The sequence below is a fragment of the Ulvibacter antarcticus genome, from assembly GCF_003688405.1.
GTDB lineage: Bacteria > Bacteroidota > Bacteroidia > Flavobacteriales > Flavobacteriaceae > Ulvibacter > Ulvibacter antarcticus.
In genome coordinates, this window is sequence record NZ_REFC01000017.1 from 36,812 (window position 1) to 54,941 (window position 18,130).

The 18,130-nt window shown below is 36.3% G+C and carries 18 protein-coding genes; 10 read left to right on the plus strand and 8 right to left on the minus strand.

Translation table 11 applies throughout. From position 1 onward, the window contains the following. Positions 1–9: 9 nt before the first annotated feature. From BXY75_RS16535 to BXY75_RS16545, 3 genes are all read right to left on the minus strand, one after another. A complete protein-coding gene (locus BXY75_RS16535) occupies positions 10–1,269 on the minus strand; it encodes an OmpP1/FadL family transporter (protein ID WP_121908890.1) in 1,260 nt (419 codons plus the stop codon). Between the two features lie 116 nt (positions 1,270–1,385). Beyond that, positions 1,386–2,147 (minus strand): alpha/beta fold hydrolase, encoded by a 762-nt coding sequence (locus BXY75_RS16540; RefSeq protein WP_121908891.1) that lies wholly within the window; start codon positions 2,145–2,147, stop codon positions 1,386–1,388. A 1-nt stretch (position 2,148) separates the two neighbouring features. Beyond that, positions 2,149–2,862 (minus strand): pyridoxine 5'-phosphate synthase, encoded by a 714-nt coding sequence (locus tag BXY75_RS16545; RefSeq protein WP_121908892.1) that lies wholly within the window; start codon positions 2,860–2,862, stop codon positions 2,149–2,151. Between the two features lie 86 nt (positions 2,863–2,948). On the opposite strand from BXY75_RS16545, the gene BXY75_RS16550 reads away from it, so the two are divergent. The 8 genes from BXY75_RS16550 (at position 2,949) to murI (ending at position 11,032) form a co-directional block, all read left to right on the plus strand. After that, positions 2,949–3,605, plus strand: coding sequence for a CBS domain-containing protein (locus BXY75_RS16550; protein WP_121908893.1), 657 nt, complete (start codon positions 2,949–2,951; stop codon positions 3,603–3,605). A 4-nt stretch (positions 3,606–3,609) separates the two neighbouring features. Beyond that, a complete protein-coding gene (locus tag BXY75_RS16555; RefSeq protein ID WP_121908894.1) occupies positions 3,610–4,494 on the plus strand; it encodes an NAD kinase in 885 nt (294 codons plus the stop codon). 99 nt (positions 4,495–4,593) lie between these two features. Continuing rightward, positions 4,594–5,289: a type IX secretion system protein PorG gene (gene porG, locus BXY75_RS16560; protein ID WP_121908895.1), complete on the plus strand. Its 696-nt coding sequence runs from the start codon at positions 4,594–4,596 to the stop codon at positions 5,287–5,289. 6 nt (positions 5,290–5,295) lie between these two features. After that, positions 5,296–6,039 carry an isoprenyl transferase gene (locus tag BXY75_RS16565; protein ID WP_121908896.1) on the plus strand — a complete coding sequence of 248 codons (744 nt, stop codon included), beginning with the start codon at positions 5,296–5,298 and terminating at the stop codon, positions 6,037–6,039. Next, complete coding sequence (bamA, locus tag BXY75_RS16570; RefSeq protein WP_245963004.1) at positions 6,008–8,626, plus strand: outer membrane protein assembly factor BamA; 2,619 nt, start codon at positions 6,008–6,010, stop codon at positions 8,624–8,626. The genes BXY75_RS16565 and bamA overlap by 32 nt, the downstream gene beginning before the upstream one ends. 37 nt (positions 8,627–8,663) lie before the next feature. Beyond that, positions 8,664–9,503 carry an OmpH family outer membrane protein gene (locus BXY75_RS16575; RefSeq protein ID WP_121908897.1) on the plus strand — a complete coding sequence of 280 codons (840 nt, stop codon included), beginning with the start codon at positions 8,664–8,666 and terminating at the stop codon, positions 9,501–9,503. Between the two features lie 57 nt (positions 9,504–9,560). After that, a complete protein-coding gene (locus BXY75_RS16580; RefSeq protein WP_121908898.1) occupies positions 9,561–10,070 on the plus strand; it encodes an OmpH family outer membrane protein in 510 nt (169 codons plus the stop codon). A gap of 170 nt (positions 10,071–10,240) precedes the next feature. Further along, positions 10,241–11,032, plus strand: coding sequence for a glutamate racemase (murI, locus tag BXY75_RS16585; protein WP_121908899.1), 792 nt, complete (start codon positions 10,241–10,243; stop codon positions 11,030–11,032). Between the two features lie 6 nt (positions 11,033–11,038). Here the strand turns inward: murI and BXY75_RS16590 are convergent, their stop codons facing one another. The 3 genes from BXY75_RS16590 to BXY75_RS16600 are packed head-to-tail and all read right to left on the minus strand — an operon-like array spanning position 11,039 to position 14,551. After that, entirely contained in the window at positions 11,039–11,551 is a 513-nt protein-coding gene (locus BXY75_RS16590; RefSeq protein WP_121908900.1) for a gamma carbonic anhydrase family protein, read from the minus strand. A gap of 15 nt (positions 11,552–11,566) precedes the next feature. After that, entirely contained in the window at positions 11,567–12,298 is a 732-nt protein-coding gene (locus BXY75_RS16595) for a LytR/AlgR family response regulator transcription factor (RefSeq protein WP_121908901.1), read from the minus strand. Between the two features lie 60 nt (positions 12,299–12,358). Continuing rightward, the gene (locus BXY75_RS16600; RefSeq protein ID WP_121908902.1) at positions 12,359–14,551 is read right to left on the minus strand and encodes a histidine kinase; all 2,193 of its coding nucleotides are present in this window, start codon (positions 14,549–14,551) and stop codon (positions 12,359–12,361) included. 199 nt (positions 14,552–14,750) lie between these two features. Here BXY75_RS16600 and BXY75_RS16605 point away from each other — a divergent pair, with 199 nt between their 5' ends. Together BXY75_RS16605 and BXY75_RS16610 are read left to right on the plus strand one after the other, a co-directional pair. Continuing rightward, complete coding sequence (locus BXY75_RS16605) at positions 14,751–15,782, plus strand: SIMPL domain-containing protein (protein WP_121908903.1); 1,032 nt, start codon at positions 14,751–14,753, stop codon at positions 15,780–15,782. Between the two features lie 11 nt (positions 15,783–15,793). Continuing rightward, the gene (locus tag BXY75_RS16610) at positions 15,794–16,942 is read left to right on the plus strand and encodes a VWA domain-containing protein (RefSeq protein WP_121908904.1); all 1,149 of its coding nucleotides are present in this window, start codon (positions 15,794–15,796) and stop codon (positions 16,940–16,942) included. A 52-nt stretch (positions 16,943–16,994) separates the two neighbouring features. Here the strand turns inward: BXY75_RS16610 and BXY75_RS16615 are convergent, their stop codons facing one another. Both BXY75_RS16615 and BXY75_RS17405 read right to left on the minus strand, forming a co-directional pair. Continuing rightward, positions 16,995–18,014 (minus strand): PorP/SprF family type IX secretion system membrane protein, encoded by a 1,020-nt coding sequence (locus BXY75_RS16615; protein ID WP_121908905.1) that lies wholly within the window; start codon positions 18,012–18,014, stop codon positions 16,995–16,997. 9 nt (positions 18,015–18,023) lie between these two features. After that, a partial coding sequence (locus tag BXY75_RS17405) for a T9SS type B sorting domain-containing protein (protein ID WP_147437206.1) occupies positions 18,024–18,130 on the minus strand: 107 nt, incomplete at its 5' end.

The following is an 18,130-nucleotide window of genomic DNA, read 5'->3' on the forward strand; positions in this document are numbered from 1 at the left end:
TTTTTTGAATTATAATTTATAAGTCAACCCTAAGCCCGGAACAAAGGCATTCGTTTTGTACTTTCCACCAAATGGAACAGTCGATCCATTCGTAGAATCAACATAGTAATCGTATGAAGCATCAACTTCCTTGAAGTGAGAATATAAGAAAGACGCATCAACTTGAAGATGTGATCCTACATTCACAGTAAGTCCGGCAGTAAAGTTATTACTATCGTTTCTTGGTGTTTCTGGCGCAAAATATCCAGGTTGTACCGGAGATTCATCAAAATAGTAACCAGCTCTTAATGTAAACATCTTTGTAGCGTCATACTGAAGTCCGAAACGATATATTGAATTGTTCTTATAATTACGTGCATTAAAAGAATCCGGTACGTCTTCCGAAGCGAAATCAATATCTAACGAATCGTATACATCCCAGAAAGTACGGTTGAAATCAAATGCAAATAAAAATCTTTCACAGAACTTATAAGAAAGACCAACGGTCATTTCAGCCGGTAATGGCAAATCCGCGTTAAAGGTTGTAGAAGCTGGAAAAGGAGTTAAAGGAGAATTAGGAATATTCTCGAAAGTTGCATCCCCATCTCTTGCTTCCATAATAATTTCTGAACGGTACGTTGCACCTATTGTTATTTGATCAGTAGCATGGAACATTGCACTAGCAACCCATCCCGTAGCATTTACTCCTGAAGCATCAAGAGTTACTTCAGAACGTTCTCCTTCAATAGTTGAAAGTGTCTTTGATAAGTTTCTATTGAAATTAACAGATCCAATAACAAAAATTGGTCCACCACCTACACTAAACTTATCATTAAATTTAAGGGAAATCGTTGGCTGAATATAAATTGCAGCCAAGTCAATGTTGTTCACTAAATGTGATCCCGCCCAGTCATCCGGGTATTCAACAGAACTTCCGTAAGGCGTATAAACACCTACACCCAATGCCAACCAATCGGTCGCTTTATAAGATGCATAAAAATAAAGTGGTGTTCCAACCGGGCTATCCGTCATCGAGCTAGCACCAGTAGTTTCATTTTGGTAAGCAACGTTCGAAAACACTCCACTGGCTCCAGCAGAGATACTTAATTTGTTTTCCAGATATACCAAACCTGCAGGGTTAAAAAATACAAGTTCACTACTGTTAACAACAGCAACTCCCGTATGTCCCATTGCCAAGGACTTATTTCCCTGAAGACTAACACGATACCCTCCGGCATAAGTTACTGCTGTGGCAAGTGCAAACACAGCGAGAAGCAATAATTTCTTCATAATAGTTAAGTTAAATTAATAGGTTTATTTATTATTTTTTTACTCGGTAAAATACACATTATTCTTGACTAAAAGCCGATTTATTATGCATACATAATAAAAATATCTGTGCAATGTTATAAAAAATTCATAACATTATGGTAAAATTCATCAGGATTTTCTGCGTGTAGCCAATGTCCAGCATTTGAAATAGTTACAATTTCCGCCTTTGGAAAGTGCTTTTTTATAAGAATTTCATCCATGGATTCAATGTAACCCGACTTCGACCCCTTTAAAAACAAAGTGTTTCCAAGGTATACCTTAGCTTCAGGCAAGGCCTTTCCCACCTCATCTATTTCTTTAGATAAAACTGCTAAATTCGCTCTAAGCGCCAAAACCCCTTTCTCCTTCCAATACAGGTTTTTAAGTAGAAATTGCCTTGTTCCAATCTCTTTAATATATTCTGAAAGCAGTTTGTCTGCCTCACTTCTACTTTTCAGCTTCTCGAAATCCAATTCATTAAGGGCCTTAAATATATCCTGATGATGTTGAGGATATGATTTTGGACCTATATCGGCCACCACTAACTTGTCTACCAGTGAAGGATATGTAGTAGCAAATAACATGGCTGTTTTGCCACCCAAGGAATGACCCAATAGTACAATATTCTTTAAATCATGAGCATCACAGTATCGTTTAAGGTCTTCCGCCATTAGTTCATAGTTAAAACTTTCACTATGAAAACTTCGCCCGTGATTACGTTGATCCACTAAATGGACTTGATATCCTTCTTCCGCAAATTGATTTGCTAAGGTTTTCCAGTTGTCTCCCATCCCTAATAATCCATGGAGAATCACAAAGGGTTTTCCTTTACCTATTATTTGCGAATGCAGAATCATACTATGCGAGTTTTTTAAGATATTCTTTTATTACAGTTTCCAAACCTAAATAAAGTGCTTCTGAAATTAATGCGTGCCCAATCGAAACTTCCAATAATCCCGGAACATGTTCCTTAAAGTATTGAATATTTTCCAACGAAAGATCATGGCCCGCGTTTATTCCCAAGCCTAATTCATTCGCCAACAACGCACATTCAGTATAAGGTTTTATAGCTGTTTTGTCACCTAAACCATATGCATGAGCGAATGCTTCGGTGTATAATTCAATTCGATCGGTTCCTGTTGCTGCGGCACCTTCAATCATTGGCAATGTTGGATCTACGAAAATCGAGGTTCTAATTCCGTTGCGCTTACATTCAGAAATCACTTCAGCTAAAAAATCTTTGTTTTTTATAGTATCCCAACCTGCATTGGAAGTAATTGCATCCACGGCGTCTGGAACCAATGTAACCTGTGTAGGTTTAATTTTTAGTACCAGATCCATAAATTTATCATTAGGATTTCCCTCAATATTATACTCCGTGGTTACAACTGGCGCAAGATCGTAGGCATCCTTATACTTTATATGACGTTCGTCCGGTCTGGGATGAATAGTAATACCCTGCGCTCCAAATTTTTGCGCATCGATTGCAAATTGTACCAAATTTGGCGTATTTCCTCCTCTTGCATTACGAATGGTAGCCACTTTATTAATATTTACGCTTAATTTTGCCATGAGATTTGATTGAAGGATACAAAAATACAAAGCTTCCTCAGGCTTTTGAATCTTTATTTTAAGTAATTTGCATAAAAATTAGAAAAGTGAATACCGAACAATTAATTATCAATGATGTGGAGGCTTTTTCTATTTCTTCGGAAATAAAAGAAGTTCAGACAGTTTTTAACCAATTGACCTATACACATATTCCTGTGATGAAAAAGGGCGTCTATGTGGGTTGTATTTCTGAAACAGACGCGTATTGTTTCGAAAACACAAAACACCTCGAAGACTTCGAATACGCTTTAGAACCTTTTTTTGTGCGTGAAAAAACTAACTGGTTAGATATTTTGGAGGCATTTGCATTAAATCATTGCAATATCATGCCGGTGTTAAGTTTGGAAAATAAATATCTGGGTTATTACGAATTAGGTGATATCATGAATCTCTTTAACAATACACCTTTTTTGGGCGAAGCAGGTGGAATTATAGTCGTTGAAAAGGGAATTCGGGATTATTCATTTAGTGAAGTTTGTCAGATAGTCGAATCCAATGACGCCAAACTTTTAGGAATATTTGTTTCTAAGATGGAAAATGAAAAAATACAGCTGACAATAAAAATTGGCCATACCGGTATGAATGCCATTGTTCAGACTTTCAGAAGGTATGATTACAGTGTTGTTTCAAACCATGAAGAAGACAGGTTCTTAGATGATTTAAAGAAGCGCTCTAACTATTTGGACAAATACCTAAACATATAATTTGATGAAGATAGGTATCTACGGACAGTTTTATCACGAAAAATCTGAAACTCATATTCAATTAATTCTGGATGCGCTTCAGAAAAAAAATGTTGAAATAGTAATAGAAGAGAATTTCCTTTCTATCATTAATAAGCACCAGAATATAAGTCCCGATTTTTCAAACATAGCCACTTTTAAAACACTTGATTCTTCCTACGACCTTTTTTTTAGTATTGGTGGTGATGGGACCATATTAAAGTCGGTAACCTATGTTGGCGATCTTGGTATTCCTATCGTTGGAATTAATACCGGTAGGTTAGGTTTTTTGGCTACCATTCAGAAAGAAAAAATAACAGAAAGCATAAATCAGATCTTAAATGATGAGTATATAATCTCTGAAAGATCTCTACTCACGATTTCTACAAAGCCATTAAACAGCGAGTTTACCAATTTAAATTTTGCACTAAATGAGGTTGCTGTAAATAGAAAAAACACTACTTCCATGATCAAAGTGGAGACAGAAGTTAATGGTAAATACCTTACTTCCTATTGGAGTGATGGTCTTATTGTAGCAACTCCAACCGGTTCAACCGGATATTCATTGAGTTGTGGTGGCCCTGTAATGGATCCAAGCACTAACAGTATTGTAATTACACCTATTGCACCTCATAACCTAAACGCGAGGCCCTTAGTAATACCCGATAGCAGTACGATTAGCTTAAAAGTTAGTGGAAGGGAGGAAAGCTACCTCGTTTCAATGGACTCCAGGATTGCGACCGTAAAGAACAACACTACCATAACAATTAAAAGAGCCTCTTTTACAGTAAAGTTTGTTCAATTAATGGATAATAGTTTTATTAAAACCCTTCGGAAAAAGTTACTTTGGGGTGAAGACAAAAGAAATTAGACAATAAAATACCTGAAAATTTGTTAATCAACAGAGACAAATTCGCTTATAATACTAATAAGCCAAGTTTATTATTATATTTGCAAACTTTTAAGGTATATGAAGTATTTCACCACCGTTTTTTTATTTATAATCACCTCTCTAACAGCGGTTTCTCAAACTTATGAAGTAGGAGCTATGGTAGGTGGATTCAACTACATTGGAGACGTTGGAAAAACAAATTTCATTTCGCCAAACACCTTAGCCTATGGGGCTGTTGTAAAATGGAATAGAAGTCCTCGGCATGCGTTCAGAGCTTCGATCCTTACTGGGTCTATTATAGGCGATGATGCGCAATCTAATGAAAGTAGAAGACGCGAAAGAGGATATGCCTTTGAAAATAAAATTACAGAATTTTCCGTAGGAATTGAATATACATTTTGGGAATATAATATTTACAATGGTCGAAATGTTTCCACTCCTTATTTGTATACAGGAGTTTCGTATTTCTTATACAAGGCCTCTTATTTTCGAAAAGCCGATAAGTTTTTTAGAGATTATGATCAGGCAGGATCTGTAGCAATTCCAATTATTTTGGGTTATAAGGTAAAAGTAAGCTCAAGTATGGCGCTTGCACTAGAGATTGGAGCAAGATATACCTTTACAGATGATATCGACGGAAGTAATCCGGTTGGTTCACTAGCTGATACAGAAAGTTTAAAATTTGGAAATGTTAACAATAATGACTGGTATGTCTTTACCGGACTGAACCTTAGCTTTACCTTTGGAAGAAAACCTTGTTATTGTAATTTTTAGATAGTCATGGATTTGCTCGATCAAATAGACAGAAATAAACTACCAAAACACCTTGCTATAATTATGGACGGCAATGGTCGTTGGGCGAAGCAAAAAGGCTTTTTACGAGCTATTGGACATGAAAACGGCACTAAGTCTGTACGCGAGGTTGTTGAAGCCTGCGCAGAAATTAATATCCCGTATTTAACTCTTTACGCTTTTTCCACTGAAAACTGGAAACGGCCAAAATTAGAAGTCGAGCTTCTTATGAAATTATTGGTTTCTTCCTTGAAAAAGGAAATAAAAACACTTCAAGACAATAATATTAGCCTCAATGCTATTGGAAATTTAGAAGCGCTTCCTAAAAAAGTTCACAAGGAACTCAAAGAAGTAATAGCAAGCACTAAGGACAACAAAAGAATGACACTCACTCTAGCTCTAAGTTATGGTTCTAGGGAAGAATTAATAAAAACCGTCAAAGAGATTAGCCTTAAAGTTAAAAATAACCTAATTTCGCGCGATGCTATCGATGAATCAGTTATTAATAATCATCTTTACACGCAAAATTTGCCGGATGTTGATTTGTTGATACGTACCAGTGGTGAACAGCGTATCAGTAACTTTTTACTTTGGCAACTAGCATATGCCGAATTATACTTTACTGAAACACTTTGGCCCGATTACACAAAGAAACATCTTTTTGAGGCAATATTAAATTATCAAAACAGAGAAAGAAGATTTGGAAAGACCAGTGAGCAACTCAATCAATAGTACATTTTCGTACAGATACCTTAAATTTTATTGTATTTTCCTTTTTACAATATTATCTGTTTCAACGCTTTCAGCTCAAAAAAAAGAACTGGACAGTGGAAAAAAATACACCATTAATAGCATCAAAGTCTCTGGAGCTCAAACCTTCAATGAGCAGACTGTCATTGCATTTACTGGACTAAAAATAGGTGATAGAATTTATATCCCCGGAGAAAAATTAAGTGCTATTACCAAAAAACTTTGGGAACAAAACCTGTTTAGTGATATTGCCTTTTATGTTACAAATATCGAGGGTGAGAATGCCGATTTAGAGCTGTATATCGTTGAACTCCCAAAATTGAGTGAAGTAAAAATTGAAGGAATACGTAAAGGAAAACAAAAAGAACTAATTAAGGACAACAACCTGAAACCAGGAATAAAAATCACCAAAAACCTTATTACTACTACTAAAAACTACATTGTAAACAAATATAAAGACGATGGGTTTTTAAACACCAATGTAGTTATAAGCACCACTCCAAAACTGGATTCTACCGGCACAGAAGTCGCCAAGAATATGACTATTAGCATTGACAAAGGCAACAGAGTTAAAGTATCTCCTATAACTTTTAATGGAAATAAAGAGCTCACTGATGCCAAATTGCGCAATGCAATGAAAAAGGTAAAACGTAAAAACTACTTGCGTTTCTGGAAAAAATCTAAATTTTCAGCTTCAGGCTTTGAAGAAGATAAAGCTTCAATTATTACCAAATATAAGTCTAACGGTTTTCGAGATGCACGTATTACAAGTGATACATTAATCGCAAGAAGTGATAAGACTGTCGCACTTACATTAAATATTGAAGAAGGAAAAAAATACTATTTTGGAGATATTGGCTTCATTGGAAACAGTGTTTACACAGACAGTCAATTGAGACAGCTACTGGGAATCAAGAAAGGAGAAACTTATAATGGCGTCTTACTTCAGGAACGAATTGCAGATGTTACAGATCCCGAAGCCGAAGATCTTACCAACCTATATCAAAATAACGGGTATTTATTTTCTTCCATTAATCCGGTTGAAGTTGCGGTTAGACAAGATACCATCGACTTTGAAATTAGAATCAAAGAAGGAAAGATGGCGTATTTCGACCATGTAACTGTTGTAGGAAATGATAAAACAAATGACCATGTTATCTACCGCGAATTACGTACGCGTCCAGGTCAAAAATACAGTAAGCGAAATGTTGTAAGAACGATCAGGGAATTAGGACAATTAGGCTTTTTCGATGCTGAGCAACTATCACCAAACTTTAAAAATGTAGATCCAAACAACGGTACTCTCGACATGGAATATTCGGTGGTAGAAAAAGGTGCCAGTCAGATCGAACTCCAAGGAGGATACGGTGGGGGTGGATTTGTTGGAACATTGGGTTTATCTTTTAATAACTTTTCTCTTCGGAACCTATTTAATGGTGAGGCTTACAAACCACTTCCTATGGGAGATGGTCAAAAACTAGCAGTTAGAGCACAAGCTAGTTCGTACTACCAAACCTATAGTTTATCCTTAACAGAACCATGGTTGGGAGGAAAGAAACCGATTCAATTAAGTACATCTTTTTCACATACTATTCAGTACCAGTATAATTTTAATTCTCGAGAAGTAGATAAGGACCAACGTTTCCTTATTACCGGGGGATCTGTGGGAATCGCCAAGCGTTTAAAATGGCCGGATGACTATTTTACCTTATCGCAAGCTGTAAGTTTCCAGCATTACAACCTTAAAAATTACAATACCAATTTATTTACATTTGGTAATGGATATTCAAACAACCTTGCCTATACCTTCGGAATTAGTAGAAACAACACTGCCACTAACCCGATTTATCCTATGCGTGGTTCAGACTTTAAATTTACCGCTAAGTTAACACTTCCTTATTCCGCTTTTAATGGTGTTGACTATAAAGATTTTGCTTCAGAAAGAGATGAAAAAGAACTCATAGCAAACGATGCGTCTCAGACCAGTACTGCCAGAGTAAACGCCGCTAATCGTGTTTCAGAAATTGATCAGGAACGTTTTAAATGGCTCGAATATTACAAGATTAAGTTTAGTGGTGCATGGTATACCAAGTTAATTGACAAACTCGTGTTAAAGACGAGTACAGAATTTGGTTTCCTAGGAGCATATAATAATGATCGTGGTATCCCACCGTTTGAAAGATTCTTCGTTGGGGGCGATGGTTTAGGATCATATAGTCTGGATGGACGTGAAGTGATACAACTAAGAGGATACCCTAATCAATCCCTGTCTACAGTGGATGGAGATAACATTTACAATAAATTTTCGTTAGAAGTAAGATATCCCGTAACTTTGAAGCAATTGGCTTCTATTTATGTACTTGCGTTCGCAGAAGGAGGAAGTTCATATGATGGGTTCAGAAATTATAATCCGTTTAGTGTGCAAAGATCTGCCGGAGCAGGATTACGTATATTTATGCCGGCGTTCGGGTTATTAGGGATAGATTTCGGTTATGGTTTCGACCCTGTACTTGGTGGATCGCAAAAGAATGGATGGGAGACACACTTTATTATAGGACAACAATTTTAATTTTGGCACGATATTTTCTTAAACACAACCAACCACTATGAAAACTAATAAGTTACTTTTTATAACACTTACCGTTTTTTGCCTTTCGTTAGTTGCAAATGCGCAAAGAGGTGCACGTATAGGATACATTGACATGGAATATATTCTTGAAAGTGTACCCGAGTATAAAGAAGCTTCCACTCAATTAGAAGGAAAAGTACAGCGATGGAAACAGGACATTGAAAAGAAGCAAAAAGAAATAGATCTCATGACGCTTAATTTAAGTAATGAGAGAGTTCTGTTAACGAAAGAATTAGTAGAAGAACGTGAAGAAGAAATAAAGTTAAAAGAGGATGAAATGCTGCAATATCAGCAGGACAGATTTGGTCCTAACGGTGACTTAATGATTCAAAGAAGACAATTGGTGCAACCCATACAAGATCAAGTTTTCAATATAGTTCAGGAAGTTGCGGAAAATAAGAAATACGACTTTATTTTTGATAAATCTGCAGATGTAGTGATGTTATTCGCTGCTAAAAGAAACGATATAAGTGATCTCGTATTAAGAAGTATAGATAGAGCTGCTAGAAGAACGCAAGCGACAACTAAAAAAGAAGAAAGACAAATCGAACAAAGAGACGGGCTGGATCTTGAAGAAGAAAAAGAAGTTTCAAAACGAGAAGAAGCTATCGAGGAAAAGAAAGATGAGCGTGAAAAAATAATGGAAGATCGTAAAAAACAACGCGACTCACTTAGAGCTGTGAAGAAAGCCGAATTCGATGCCAGAAGAAATCGATTACTTGAAGAAAGACAACAACGAAAAGACTCTATTTTAGACGCCCGTAATAATAGAAATGGACCTCCAAGTGGTGGCGAAGAAGGTGACGGCGGACAATAAAACTGAAATAATTTAACCTAAATAAATAATAACACTTAATTAATAAATACAATTACAATGAAAAATTTCAAATCATTATTAGTAGCTATAGTACTTTTGGTAGGAGCTACAAGTTTTGTAAATGCACAATCAAAAATTGCTCACATAGATACTCAGACTCTTATGGAAGCAATGCCTGAGATGAAAGCGGGACAGAATCAGCTTGAAAAGCTTAAAAAGACTTACGACACTGAGATTAAAGGTATGGCCAAAGAATTTGAGGCAAAAGTACAGCAATACGGAAGTGAAGAAGGAACTAAAACTCAAGAAGAAAACGAAAAAAGAGTTTTAGAAGTACAGGGGATGGAAAGAAACATCTCTGCATACAGACAACAAGCACTTCAAGATCTTCAGAAAAAAGAACTAGACGTATATCAACCAATTCTTGACAAAGCACGTGCAGCTATTCAAAAAGTTGCAAGAGCTCAAGGAATCCAGTATGTTATGGATTCTACAACTGGTAGCGGACTATTACTTGCAGACGGAAAAGACCTTTTACCGGACGTAAAGAAAGAATTAGGAATCTAAGATATCCCTAAAAAAATTAATGAAAACGGCTTTCCAATGGAGAGCCGTTTTTTTTTGTATAAATCGTTAGTTTAGGTTAAAAGATAAGTAACTAAGATTTAATATGTATTTGTCTTATCTAATAGATTCACCCCTTTTTTTAAGGAGAAGTATTCACTATTTTTGTTTTTATGAACCCCGATAGTCCTATAGGTATTTTCGACTCTGGCGTAGGAGGCAGTTCCATTTGGCGAGAAATCCACAGATTACTTCCTTTTGAAAACACCATCTACCTCGCAGATAGTAAAAACGCGCCTTACGGCCATAAATCTAAGGACGAGATTACCGCCTTGAGCATCAAAAACACCGAAACGCTTATTGAAATGGGAAGCAAGCTTATAGTCGTAGCTTGTAACACCGCTACAACCAATGCTATTTCCGTTTTACGCGACACCTATAACATTCCTATCATTGGCATAGAACCTGCCGTAAAACCGGCTGCATTGCAGTCTTCAACGAAAAAGATTGGAATACTTGCCACCAAGGGCACCTTGAGTAGTATTTTATTTCATAAAACTTCATCCGCCTTCTCGAAAGAAATCACTATGGTCGAGATCGTAGGTGAAGGTCTTGTTCAGCTTATTGAAGCCGGTAAAATAGAAAGTGATGAGATGACTTCTTTGCTTTTAGAATATACCGCCCCTATGATTAAAGAAAACATCGATTATTTGGTGTTGGGCTGTAGTCACTACCCCTATCTTATTCCGCAGTTGCAACAACTACTTCCTTCAAACATTAAAATACTCGATTCAGGCGAACCGGTAGCAAGACATACGCAAAACACATTGTCTTCTTTAAGATTGCTTCGGAAAGACACGAATGCGCCAACACTTCGATTCTATACCAACGCCGAAACTGAAACGCTTGCTGCCCTTTTACAAGACTTTTCCGAAGAAATTTCCGTAGAGAAAAAAATTTTTTAGATCAATCTAATCCTTAAACCAACCCGAATACTTTACATAATTCTCGGCAATACGATTGATCTCACCGCTAATAAGCTCCTTACTAATATCCTTCACTTTCTTAGCAGGAATTCCGGCGTAGATACTCCCGGCTTCCACTCTTGTATTCTTTGTTACCACAGCTCCGGCGGCAATAATCGAATTACTTTCAACCACACAATCGTCCATCACAATACTACCCATGCCAATCAATACATTATCCTTAATGGTGCATCCATGAACAATCGCATTATGTCCTATTGAAACGTTATTTCCAATCGTGGTTGGAGAAGTCTGATAAGTCGCATGTATCACTGCGCCATCCTGAACATTTACCTTGTTGCCCATTTTGATGAAATGTACATCACCCCTCACCACTGCATTAAACCAAATACTGCATTCTGAGCCCATAACAACATCACCAACAATTGTTGCGTTTTCGGCTACGAAACAATCCTCCGGAATTTGTGGCGCCTTGCCATTTACTGCTTTTATTATCATTTATTCTGTAGTTAATTAACTAAAATAAGCGAGTAACTCCTTTTTACGCGACGGACTTACCATAATCTCTTTCCCATTTGAAAGAACCACACTGCCTCCTTTTCCTTTTTTGTACTCGGTAACCGCATTGACATTGACCAAATACGACTTATGAACTCGCGCAAAACCCTTATCTGTAAGGATCTCTTCAAAATACTTAAGCGTTTTACTAACCAACTTCTTCTTGTCATTTATAAAAATATTGGTGTAATTATCGTCTGCCTGACAATAGAGTATTTGTGCAACTTCCAACACCTCAAAACCATTTTGTAACGGAATGGTGATTTTGCCATCTACCTGCGTTAATTTCGGTTGTAACACTGTGTTTTGTAGGCTATTCTCCTTTTCTTTTATTTCGGAAACATAATCCACTGCCTCAATAAGCTTATCAATAGAAATTGGTTTCAAAAGATAAAATGACGCATGTGCATTCAGTGCATCAATAGCGTAATGATTATAAGCAGTCACAAAAACCGTTTCAAACTGTCGGTCTCCCACCTTATCCAAAAGATCGAATGCATTACCATAAGGCATCTCCACATCCAGAAAAACAAGATCCAGGTCATTATTTCGTATAAGAACTAAAGCTTCTTCAACATTTGAAGCCTCTCCTTTCAGTTCAACATTCGGACAATACTTCGCAAGATAATTTCGCAAAATATCCCGGCTGGTTTCCTCGTCTTCAACTATGATAGCTCTTAAGTTCATAATTTAATTCTTTTATTAGTTGAGAATTTAATGGTATTAGCTCGAGGTTTACACATACTGCTAATCCTTCTTAAGTATTAGTACTACTCGTGTTCCTTCTTCATTATCGTAAACATTCTCCACTAAAACATCCACTTTATCTTTATACATTTCATTAAGAATAGTAATCCGCTTTTGAATATTTCCCATTCCTTTGGATTTCTGTTTTTTCTGATTTTCGGTCTTAAACTCCTGAGACTTTTTACGTCCTATTCCGTTATCAGTGATGGTTATTTTTGCGGTTTCTGAATCTACCTGTTCAAATTCAATTTCCAGTTTCCCACGCTCTTCTTTATATCGTAAACCATGCCACACGGCATTTTCCACATACGGCTGAAGCAACATCGGCGGAATCACAAATTCGTTTAAATTAAGTTTTTCTGAAACTCTTATGTTATAATCAAACTTATCCTTAAATCGGAAATGTTCCAGTTTTACATATAATTCTAGCAAATCTATTTCCTTTTCCAAGGGTATAAAATCCTCTTCACTATTTTCGAGCACGGAACGCATTAATTGAGAAAACTCCGACAAGTATTTATTTGCCGCCCGCTCATCGTTACTTGCGATAAAGCTATTTACCGAATTTAAAGCATTGAATATAAAATGCGGATTCATCTGAGTACGAAGCGATTTTAACGACAACTGATTGTTAGCGTATTTCTGTTGTTTCACACTTTTGTATTGGGTGTAAGCGGTATATAATAATAACAACGCAATTAAAATTAAAGACCCAATAACCCACTTCTGTACAAGATTATTCTTTTGAATTAGCTCTTGATTTTCAACGGCAAGTTTGTACCGGCTCTCGTTGAGTTTTCGGTCGTTTTCCAAACTTGCGATTCTAGTTTGTCTTAAGGTTATCTCCTTACTGAATCTCGCTGCCTGTGAGAGTTCCTGATCTTTTTTGGCGTATAATTCGTCGACCACATTGGCATAACGCTCATAAGATTTTGATGCTTTATCATATTCTCCAATATCCCTGTACAACTCAGATAGCTTACGTGTAGCATCTTTTTTAACCAATAGATCTTCCTTCTTATCCGCTTCTACTATGCTTTTTTCTAAATACGGAATTGCTTCCTTAAATTTCTCCTGTCCCACAAAAGCATTTGCGATCTTATAGTTTTGTCGTTGTGGTGTCAACGGACTGTTTTGATCAGCTTCAATAGTTCCGTCATCTAAGGATTTTATCTCGTCCAAAGTTTCTTCACGAAGTTGTATTTCCTTTTCAAAATCTCTGTTTTGGTTGTAAAAATCGGCTACTTTATTCTTTTCTTCAACAGCTCTTTTTTTACCTTCTTTTTTCGAAAGATTTAATGAATTTCCAAAATACGATTCTGCTTCTTCAACCGCTCCACTCTGTGCAAATACCTCTCCAATTTTAGAATTTAAATCGGTGATCTTTGGAGTAATACTGTGTTTAGTGGCAATAGCCAAGCCTTGCTGATAATTGGCAACACTTCTCGATCCATCATTGATCGCTTTATAGGTGTCGCCAAGTCCTTCATAAACCTGTACTTTTTGATAATTAGACAGTGAAGATTTTAGTAATGCAGAATATTCGGTGATACTTTCCTGGTAATTTTTATTCTTTCTGAAAGCACCCGCAAGCTTTATCCGAATATCGATATTATTTCCGGAGAGTAAGCTACGATTGTAATTATCAATAGCGAGATCTTGTTGTTCGTAGTAAAGATTGATGTCTCCTAATGTTTCAAAAGCAATCTGATTTTGCGCTGCCGTAGCAGATCTACCCGGCACAGATTCCAATGCTTTGGTGACGTATTCAATACTTTTCTTAGCATCTTTTTTAAGATAGATTTTCGCAGAATCTATATAACTTTTAAAAACATCTACCGACTTTTTCCGAACCGATGAAGCTTTCGGGATTTCCATGGCATTCTCCACTTTTACCGTGAGATGCTGTTGGTCTTTAACTGTATAATATACTGTATTAAAATTCACACTACGGATAATTAACTCATCTCCAATTTTCGCATTAATTGAAAAATCCCCTTGAATATTAGTCGTGGTATACGCTCCTCCACTTATTTCGACATTCACTCTGGAAACCGGTTTATTGGTCTCAGATTCGACCACGTTTCCTTTTAAGTAAAATGAACTCCTTTCGGTCCTGCTATTCTGGGCTTCTAAACAGAATGGTGAGGCGAACAACAACGTAATTAGTAAAATTGAAACTAGTTTAAACATAGCTTTAAAACGGTAAACATACACACTTTAGGTCGCATTGAAAAACGTCGATTTTCAAAAATTAAGCACTCTAAAGCTCTAAAACAGTACTTGCCTAGCTCATTATAAGGGTTGCCTCAACGAAACAAGCTTGCTCCTCATTCTCATTTTTTTCTGAAAAACTTCACTCCTAGTTTTACACCATAATCAAACAAAACACATGAAGTATACATACATTTTATTAGGTTTCATTTTCTTTATTTCTGAAGCTACAGTGGCGCAGCATAAAGGCAATTACAATCAACAAGAATTGGAAAACGTCGTTTCTCGAAAAAATATATCTGGCTTTGGAAACGCACAAATTTACAATCCTGTAGTTCAACAACAGCTAAATCTGGCTTTACAACCAAGCACGACCCTCACGGTTGATTTAAAAGCACTTAAAAATGTTGAAGCAACTTCTTTTACAGCCGTTTTCAGTTTGTCACAAATTGGAGAAACTGCCGAAGAAACCAATGACTTGGTCAACGGAAGAATCGACGCTGTTAAAACGCTTTTAATTTCCGAAGGAATTTCAGAAAAAGACATTGTTATTGATGTTATTTCATTTGTTCCTGTATATGATATTGAAATTGAGAAAAAAATCTTCAGTACTAAATACAACGAAGTTCCCAAAGGATTTGAACTTCAGCAAAATATTCATATTCGATTTACAAAAACAAGTCAATTCAAGGCAATACTTACTGCTTGTGCCAAAAACGAAATTTACAACCTTGTAAAAGTGGATTACTTTATAGAAAATATAGCAGAGATCTACAATGAATTACAGAACGGATTAATTAAACTTATTAATGAAAAGAAAGAATACTACAAGTTGCTTGGTTTCGATTTGAATAACTATGACGTGGCGCTTGCAGATAATAAGTACTGCTTCTTTCCGAAGGACTTCTACCAGAGTTATCAAGCCTTTAATAGTATCTCTTTTGAAGCAATTAAAAAGAAAAAAGGGCTAACCACGGCAAAAAAACAGACCTCTTATTATTATGAAGCTTTGTCGTTTAGCGACTATGATCTTGTTTTAAATCCAGCCATTTTAGAACCTGTTATTCAAGTAGGTATGGATATAAAATTGATATATACACCAAAGCCGATTGAAAAAATTGAACCGATAGTTAAAACCGAAATCAAATCCATCTATTATGTGGTTTCACCCGATGGAAATATCGATATAAAACAATTAAACACAAATTAATACAAAATATCATGAAAAAATTAATAGTTACAACTCTATGCGCCATGGCTTTAATAGTAAGTTCATGCAAAGCAGATACCTCCAAAGAGCTTGCGGTAATTCATAATCCTTCAGAAACTGAAGCTGCAAAACATTACATAAAAGTTGCATTATTGCTCGATACCAGCAATAGTATGGACGGCTTAATTGATCAGGCCAAGGCACAGCTTTGGGAGATCGTAAATGAGCTTTCATACGCGAAATGTCGCAATAGTAGTCCCGACCTTCAGATAGCGCTTTATGAGTACGGAAATGATAATTTAAGCGGCCGATCTAATTATATTCGAAAAATACTTCCTTTTACAGAAGACTTAGATGAAGTTTCGAAAGAGCTATTTTCACTAACTACAAATGGAGGTAGTGAATACTGTGGCGCAGTGATTCAAAATTCTCTGAAAAATCTCGATTGGGGAAATGATGCAGACGATTTGAAAATGATTTTTATTGCCGGAAACGAACCCTTTACACAAGGACCGGTGAATTACAAAGATGCTTCTATGGAGGCCAAAGAGAAAGATGTGGTGGTTAATACTATATTTTGTGGGGATTATGAGCACGGTATATCTTCAAACTGGCAGGATGGGGCACGCTTGGCTTATGGTGACTATATGAGTATTAATCACAATCAGGAAACAGTTCATATTGCTTCCCCTTACGATGATATTATAATTCAACTTAACATTCAGTTAAATGATACGTATGTGCCTTATGGTCACTTCGGAAGAAAAAAGATTGCAATGCAAGAAGAACAGGACAATAATGCAGCGGGATATAGTAAAGCCAATGCTGTTAGTAGAACGGTCACAAAAGGATCTCGGCTTTATAAAAATAGTAGCTGGGATTTAGTTGATGCCGAAGCTGAAGATGATTTTAGCTATGATGAACTCAAAAAAGATGAACTGCCAAAAGAGCTTCAGAACAAATCTACAGCCGAAATTAAAAGTTATGTAAATAAGCAACGGAAAGAACGGGAACGTATTCAGAATGAAATCAAGGATGTCAATGAAAAAAGAAGAAAGTACATCACGAGTTCTACTTCCGAAACATCCAACAATTTGGAAAGCGTCATGATAGAAGCAATAAAAAAACAAGCGAAAAAGAAAGATTATATCTGGAACTAAAAAAAAGCCCTCTTTAAATAAAGAGGGCTTTTTTAGTTTATTATTTTAAGGATTAATATGCTGGTCGAAGTCGTCCGTTATTACGCATATCTTGTTCCCAGAAACTCGGCTTTCCATTTAAAATACTGTAACCCAATGTAAGTTGATGGAATCCTCCTGATCGAAACTTTACATTTCCCGTTTGGTATGAATATGTATAAGCTAGCATAAAGTTCTTGTAATCTGCCCCAAAAATCGGAGTTATATACTGAAGCTTTTGACTGTTTATTGTCTCACCATCCAAATATTGTGCACCATCAAAACTTCTTCTGTATGAAATTCCTGCCCATAAACGACCAAATTCCATGTCTCTAAATCCTTTCAAGTTAATATCTACAGATTGTTCGCCTGTTCGTTCAGAAAACTGAAATAAAACAGATGGTTGGTAACTGTAAAAGCTATTATTGATCGCGACTCCGTAAGAAGCGCCTAAAATATATCTTCTTTGATTGTTCGATTCAAATTTTTCGGAATATATCTTTCTATTCTGAAAGATCAGATTTTTCACTGTAAGGTCTGCAGCAAAATTTAAAAAGCGGTACGAAGCACCTACATCAACATTGAAATAAGAGGTACTCTGAACAATTCCCGCAATTATCGGATCAAAATCATTTAAGTCAAACTGAGTTTCATCTAATTTCGATTGAATAAATCCCGCTCGTAATCCAAATGATACTTGATTAAGATCTGATTTACTTCTGGAAAGGAGAAGGTGATGTGCATATCCTAAATATCCACCTGTTTGAGAATGGTATCCATTTCTATCAGTGAACAACACGACCCCTATCCCAGATTGATCACCTAAACTAGTATTAAAAGACAAAGTTGTAAGATTGGGGGCTTCGTCTTGATCGAACCACTGTCTCCTTGCTGTTAGCCGTAATTGGTTTGATCCGTCAGCTCCCGCCATCGATGGGTGCAATAGATACAAATTATTAGAAAAGTAATCGGAATATACGGGGATTCCGTCTTGCGATATGGCAACTTGGGTTACCAACAAAAGTAGGATGAAATAAATTCTTTTAAACTTCATAGTAATAGTCTATCGTTTTAGGGTAAAGTGACCTTTAAATTCTTTTTGTACTTCTTGTTCTGTATATTCAACCACAAACCAATAATCACTCGAGGGTAATGGATTGCCATTGTAAG

Coding starts and splice junctions, on each gene's coding strand:
- BXY75_RS16535 (WP_121908890.1), bottom strand. CDS start 1,269: ATGAAGAAATTATTGCTTCTCGCTGTGTTTGCACTTGCCACAGCAGTA.
- BXY75_RS16540 (WP_121908891.1), bottom strand. CDS start 2,147: ATGATTCTGCATTCGCAAATAATAGGTAAAGGAAAACCCTTTGTGATT.
- BXY75_RS16545 (WP_121908892.1), bottom strand. CDS start 2,862: ATGGCAAAATTAAGCGTAAATATTAATAAAGTGGCTACCATTCGTAAT.
- BXY75_RS16555 (WP_121908894.1), top strand. CDS start 3,610: ATGAAGATAGGTATCTACGGACAGTTTTATCACGAAAAATCTGAAACT.
- porG (WP_121908895.1), top strand. CDS start 4,594: ATGAAGTATTTCACCACCGTTTTTTTATTTATAATCACCTCTCTAACA.
- BXY75_RS16565 (WP_121908896.1), top strand. CDS start 5,296: ATGGATTTGCTCGATCAAATAGACAGAAATAAACTACCAAAACACCTT.
- BXY75_RS16575 (WP_121908897.1), top strand. CDS start 8,664: ATGAAAACTAATAAGTTACTTTTTATAACACTTACCGTTTTTTGCCTT.
- BXY75_RS16580 (WP_121908898.1), top strand. CDS start 9,561: ATGAAAAATTTCAAATCATTATTAGTAGCTATAGTACTTTTGGTAGGA.
- murI (WP_121908899.1), top strand. CDS start 10,241: ATGAACCCCGATAGTCCTATAGGTATTTTCGACTCTGGCGTAGGAGGC.
- BXY75_RS16590 (WP_121908900.1), bottom strand. CDS start 11,551: ATGATAATAAAAGCAGTAAATGGCAAGGCGCCACAAATTCCGGAGGAT.
- BXY75_RS16595 (WP_121908901.1), bottom strand. CDS start 12,298: ATGAACTTAAGAGCTATCATAGTTGAAGACGAGGAAACCAGCCGGGAT.
- BXY75_RS16600 (WP_121908902.1), bottom strand. CDS start 14,551: ATGTTTAAACTAGTTTCAATTTTACTAATTACGTTGTTGTTCGCCTCA.
- BXY75_RS16605 (WP_121908903.1), top strand. CDS start 14,751: ATGAAGTATACATACATTTTATTAGGTTTCATTTTCTTTATTTCTGAA.
- BXY75_RS16610 (WP_121908904.1), top strand. CDS start 15,794: ATGAAAAAATTAATAGTTACAACTCTATGCGCCATGGCTTTAATAGTA.
- BXY75_RS16615 (WP_121908905.1), bottom strand. CDS start 18,014: ATGAAGTTTAAAAGAATTTATTTCATCCTACTTTTGTTGGTAACCCAA.